The sequence below is a fragment of the Clostridium lacusfryxellense genome (assembly GCF_018861735.1).
GTDB classification, from domain to species: Bacteria; Bacillota; Clostridia; order Clostridiales; family Clostridiaceae; genus Clostridium_AD; species Clostridium_AD lacusfryxellense.
Genome location: NZ_JAHLEB010000101.1, coordinates 1 through 5,804 on the forward strand (window position 1 = coordinate 1; position 5,804 = coordinate 5,804).

The 5,804-nt window shown below is 32.6% G+C and carries 6 protein-coding genes and 1 pseudogene; 5 read left to right on the plus strand and 2 right to left on the minus strand.

Going from position 1 to position 5,804, the window contains the following annotated elements; all coding sequences use genetic code 11:
• Positions 1-143: 143 nt before the first annotated feature.
• The 5 genes from KPL55_RS25015 (at position 144) to KPL55_RS25035 (ending at position 4,942) form a co-directional block, all read left to right on the plus strand.
• On the plus strand, positions 144-503 hold the full coding sequence (locus KPL55_RS25015; protein WP_216309475.1) for an SHOCT domain-containing protein: 360 nt from the start codon (positions 144-146) through the stop codon (positions 501-503).
• A 24-nt stretch (positions 504-527) separates the two neighbouring features.
• Positions 528-1,643: a 4Fe-4S binding protein gene (locus KPL55_RS25020; RefSeq protein ID WP_216309476.1), complete on the plus strand. Its 1,116-nt coding sequence runs from the start codon at positions 528-530 to the stop codon at positions 1,641-1,643.
• Between the two features lie 126 nt (positions 1,644-1,769).
• A complete protein-coding gene (locus KPL55_RS25025) occupies positions 1,770-2,099 on the plus strand; it encodes a rhodanese-like domain-containing protein (RefSeq protein WP_216309477.1) in 330 nt (109 codons plus the stop codon).
• Between the two features lie 34 nt (positions 2,100-2,133).
• Positions 2,134-2,418, plus strand: coding sequence for an ArsR/SmtB family transcription factor (locus KPL55_RS25030; RefSeq protein ID WP_216309478.1), 285 nt, complete (start codon positions 2,134-2,136; stop codon positions 2,416-2,418).
• A 46-nt stretch (positions 2,419-2,464) separates the two neighbouring features.
• Positions 2,465-4,942, plus strand: a complete 2,478-nt coding sequence (locus KPL55_RS25035; protein WP_216309479.1) for a CoA-disulfide reductase — start codon at positions 2,465-2,467, stop codon at positions 4,940-4,942.
• Positions 4,943-5,001: 59 nt separating this feature from the next.
• On the opposite strand, the pseudogene KPL55_RS25040 reads toward KPL55_RS25035, so the two are convergent.
• Both KPL55_RS25040 and KPL55_RS25045 read right to left on the minus strand, forming a co-directional pair.
• Positions 5,002-5,289 (minus strand): annotated as a pseudogene (locus tag KPL55_RS25040) (IS3 family transposase); the annotation flags it as partial.
• 113 nt (positions 5,290-5,402) lie between these two features.
• A partial coding sequence (locus tag KPL55_RS25045) for a tyrosine-type recombinase/integrase (RefSeq protein WP_216309480.1) occupies positions 5,403-5,804 on the minus strand: 402 nt, incomplete at its 5' end.

Sequence of the window (5,804 nt, forward strand, 5' to 3'; positions counted from 1 at the left end):
GAAAAATTTATGATTAGGTAATTCTTATTGAACCGCCGTGTACCGAACGGTACGCACGGTGGTGTGAGAGGTCGCTAAATAAATTAATTATTTAGCTCCTACTCGATTTTGTCACAATTAGTCCACATTTTAATCTTTTCTAAATGATATTATTATGGAAAGTGGAAGAAAGGAATGATTATATGAGGCATGGGCGTTACATGGGATATGGTTTTTACGGTTCTTATATATTATCTATTTTAGTTATACTTATAGTAATTTCGTTAGTAGTCTTTCTTTTATACAAAAGGCGTAAAAGTTACTCTTTTGAAAAAAGTATGGAAATATTAAAGGAGAGATATGTTAGGGAAGAGATAAGTGTAGATGAGTTTAGAGAAAAAATACTCACAATTGAAGGATTAGATGTAAAGGGACCAGTAGTAATAACACTTGTAGACAGATATGTAAAAAGTGAAATTAACACAAATGAGTTTTTTATAATGTTAGAAGAAATAAAGAGATAATAAATACGATGGTGGGGGAGTATTATGAAAAACAATAAATATGTAAAGTATTTAAGATGGTTATTATTGGCGTTTTTTCTTATTATGGTTACAAGAGAAGCTTATCTGCATCAGGTTCAAGGTGGAGGGGTAACGCCTTCAGTACACGCATTATGCCCATATGGAGCACTGGAAACTTTTTATAGTTTGGTATTTGGAGGAACTTTCCTGAAAAAAATATTTTCAGGTACCATGATACTTTTGGGGATTACTTTAGTACTAGCAGTAATATTTAGAAGAGGTTTTTGTGGCTTAATATGTCCCTTTGGAGCACTACAAGAAATCTTTGGAATAATAGGGAAAAAGATATTTCATAAGAGATTTATTATGCCGATAGCAATAGACAAGCCTTTAAGATATTTAAAGTATATTGTTTTAGTAGTTACTATATATTTTGCATGGAAAACAGCAGGACTTTGGATGGATCCATATGATCCATGGGCAGCTTATGGACATATGTCAGCAGGGCACGCAAGCTTAACTACCGAATATTTAATTGGGACAATAACATTAGTTATTATTTTGATAGGTTCTATGCTCTTTGATAGATTCTTTTGTAAATACCTTTGCCCTATGGGGGCAGTATACGGTATTGTTTCAAGAATTAGTCCAAGTAGGATTGTTAGAGACAAAGATACATGCATTAATTGTAATTTATGTAGTGAAAGTTGTTCAATGAATATTCATGTAGCAAAAGCTATCGAGGTAACATCCACAGAATGTATTAGCTGCCAAGTTTGCACGCTTTCTTGTCCTAAGTCAGGTGCTCTAGCATACAAAACGGGAAAGAAGACCCTGAAAACTTTAACTGTAATTATACTTGTAGTGGGATTGTTCGTAGCAGGAGTAATTGTAAGTAAAACAGTGGGAGTATTTGAAGTGATCCCAGAGCAAATAACGCAGGATTCACAAATAAATGTGGATGATATTAAAGGGTATATGACTATAAAAGACGTTTCCATTGGAATTAAAATTGAATTAAAAGAAGTATACAAGAGATTAGGGATTCCGGAGACGGTCCCACAAGACACTAAATTAAAGGATGTAAGTAACTTTGTAGAAGATTTTGAAGTAGAAGTTGCTAAAGAAAAGTTAAAATAATTTGAAATTTGTATTGCTTTTTATTTTATATGTGTTATTATGTTATTATATCGTAATATTAAGATATACAAATGTAAGTGATGTAAATAATATAAATAAAAATTAATTTTAAGAGGGGTATAAATTATGTTTAATTCTAATTCAAAAATTAAAAATGTAAGTGCAGAAGAGGCATATAAGCTTATAAATGGTGATAAAGAATTTATTATAATAGATGTAAGAACTAAAGAGGAATATGAAGATGGTCACATTCCAGGAGCAAAACTAGTTCCGGTTCAGATTCTTTCTATGAAACTTGATGAACTTGATAAATATAAGGATAAACCTGTACTAGTTTATTGTGCATCTGGTGGAAGAAGCCCAAGGGCAGTCGAAACTCTGGCAAATAATGATTTTAAAAATATTTACCACTTAAGTCGTGGAATAGGTTCTTGGAGATATAGTTTATCTAGATAATATCCAGATTGAAATTTAGGAAAGAGGAAAATCTATGGATATGAATTATATGAAATACAGTGAAATTACGGAGATTCTAAAAGTATTGGCACATCCTATTAGGTTATGTATAGTAAAAAACCTACTAGATCAAGGGGAGAGTAATGTTGGCCATATGCAGACTTGTCTAAAGATTCCCCAATCCACAGTATCACAACATCTACAGAAGTTAAGATATGCTGGTGTAATAGAGGGAACAAGACATGGACTTGAAGTTAACTACAAAATTAGAGATGAAAGAATAATGAAGTTAATAAATTCGATTCTAATATTAAGTTAAGTTAATTAATAGATTAAAATGATACAAAATATAAGGAGGAATAATTATGACAAAAAAAACATTAATAGTAGGTGGCGTAGCTGGCGGAGCTTCAACAGCTGCAAGGCTTAGACGGCTTGATGAAAATGCAGAAATAATTATGTTTGAAAGAGATGAATATATTTCCTTTGCAAATTGCGGACTGCCTTATTATATAGGAGAGGTAATAAAAGATAGAGATAAGCTTTTAGTACAAACGCCTGAGAGTATGAATGCTAGATTTGATATAGATGTAAGAAATAATAGTGAAGTAGTAGCAATTGATATTAATAAAAAAGTCGTGACAGTTAACAGTAAGGTGCGTGGCACTTACGAGGAAAGCTATGATTATTTAGTGTTATCACCAGGAGCAAAAGCAATTAAACCTAATATAGAAGGTATAAACAGTGAGAGAATATTTACATTAAGAAATATACCAGACACTGATAATATAAAAGCATATGTGGATAAAAAGAAGATTACTAGTGCTGTAGTTATTGGTGGAGGGTACGTTGGCGTGGAAATGGCTGAAAACCTAAAAGAAAGAGGCCTTGATGTTAAATTGGTAGAAGCTGCACCACATATATTGGCTCCTTTTGATACGGATATTGTTCTAAATGTTGAAAAAGAAATCTCAGATAATGGTGTTGAAATAATATTAAATGATGGAGTTAAATCATTTAGAGAAACTGAAAATGGTATTGAAATGACTTTAAATAGTGGTGCAAAATTAGGCACTGATATAATAATACTTGCAATAGGAGTATTCCCTGATACTAAATTTGCAAAAGATGCTGGCATTAAAGTAGGCCCAAAAGGTCATATCTTAGTAAATGATAAAATGGAAACTAGCGCAGAGGGAGTATTTGCAGTAGGTGATGCTATAGAGGTTATAGATTTTATAAACAAAAGCAATACCGCAATACCACTCGCTGGACCTGCAAATAAGCAAGGAAGAATTGCGGCTGATAATATAGCTGGGTTAAATACTACCTATAAAGGAACACTGGGTACTGCAATCTTAAAGGTTTTTGGACTTACAGCAGCGAGTACTGGAAATAATGAGAGAACTCTAACAAGGCTTAATATACCTTATAAAGTTATATTTGTTCATCCAGTATCTCATGCTTCTTATTACCCTGCAGCTCTTCCAATGACGTTAAAACTTATTTTTAATGATGAAGGCAAAATTCTTGGAGCTCAAGGTGTGGGGTATGATGGAGTTGACAAGAGAATAGATGTACTTGCTACAGTTATTAGACTCGGTGGAACAGTTGATGATTTAACAGAATTAGAACTTTCTTATGCGCCACCTTTCTCATCAGCTAAGGATCCTGTAAATATGGCAGGATTTGTTGCTCAAAATGTGTTAGCTGGAAGAATGGATGTATTAACCACTGATGAGTTTATGGCATATGATAGAGAAAACACAACGATATTAGATGTTCGTACAGAAATAGAATTTGACAATGGTCATATTGAGGGTGCTATAAATATACCAGTAGATAGTTTAAGACAAAGAATAGGTGAACTTGACAAAAATAAAGAAATTATTGAATATTGTCAGGTTGGACTTCGAGGATACGTGGCCTCAAGAATTTTAACTCAAAAGGAATTTAAGGTTAAAAACTTAACTGGAGGATATAAATCAGTTTTAATTTCGAATTTCAAGCCAAATAAAGAAGATGAAAATAAAACAAAAAAGCAAAGTTTAGATCCTGACACTCAAGTTATAAAAGAAACAATAACGAATGGCAATGATAATTATGATAAACTTCTCGATGCTTGTGGATTATGTTGCCCAGGACCATTGATTCAAGTTAAAGCAAGTATTGATGAATTAAATGACGGCCAAATATTAAAAGTAACTGCAAGTGATCCTGGATTTTATGAGGATATTAGAGCTTGGTGTACTAAAACAAATAATGAACTAATGGATTTAAGAAAAGAGAAAGGCATGGTATATGCCTTTATAAAAAAAAAAGATAACAAAACAACTCATGTAAATAGATCTTTTCCATCAGATATAAGTGAAAAAAATAATAAAACCATGGTAGTTTTTAGCGGTGATTTGGATAAAGCCATTGCAGCCTTTATTATTGCAAATGGAGCAGTTGCAATGGGAAGTAAAGTCACCATATTATTTACATTCTGGGGTCTTAATATCATACGAAAAGCAGAAAAAGTATCTGTTAAAAAAGGGTTAATAGATTCAATGTTTGGGTTTATGATGCCAAGAGGAAGCAAAAAGCTTAAACTTTCCCAAATGAATATGATGGGGATTGGAGCTAAAATGATTAGATCCGTAATGAAAAATAAGAATATAGATTCTCTTGAAGACTTAATAAAATCAGCAATTGATAGTGGGGTAGAGGTAGTTGCTTGCTCAATGTCAATGGATGTTATGGGAATTACACAGGAAGAGCTTATTGACGGAGCGAAAATTGGCGGAGTTGGTTATTACCTAGGTCAAACTGAAGATTCAAATGTAAACCTATTTATATAATAAAAAAGTATGGATTATTTAAACTGGTACCTATGTCAAGGACAATATAAAAAAGAGTACTAAGATGCTAAAAGGTGATTTCTGTATTGCACAGGAGTCATCTTTTTCAGGTTCCACTGGTATCTATAATTATTATAATATGTAATATACTTATCTATCATTTTCTTAACATTCTCAAGAGTAGTACAAGACTTCAAATCTATCTCATCTTTCATATGTCCAAAGAATGATTCCTGCGGAGCATTGTCCCAACAATTACCTCTACGTGACATTGATTGTGATAATTTATATTTTTTTAATAACTTTTGAAATATTGGACTTGTATAATGACTACCTTGATCTGAGTTATACTGAATTCGGTATAACTCAGACTATACCGAAGAAAAAACTATGCCCAAGATTTATTGAATATCATGTATTTATAATACTAAGTGCTTATTCTTCGGCATAGTTTTTTGGATTAATCAATTGAGAAGAGTGCTTTCTTGATTTCATCTTTTTTCCACAGTTTATCTTCGTTTTTAAGACTTGGTGTTGCTTTTTTCATTGCATCGCTCATCATTTCAAGTGTTGCAAAGGCATAGAAGCCAGATGTTGTTGACATACTCTCATGACCAAGCAATTGCATAATGAACGGAAGTGGAACTCCGTTTTTATATAAATCCATTGCTTTCGTTTTTCTGATGAGATGACAATGAACATTTCCTGGTACATCACTGCAAGTTTTTCTTGCATTATTTGCGGCAGTTTTAAGCACTAAGCTGATGCTGTCTGTTGAAAGGCTGTGAGGTTTACCGTCTAACGAACTATATAATAATGGATTTTCATTAGCTTCTCGATGAAATTCTTTTAGATATATCGC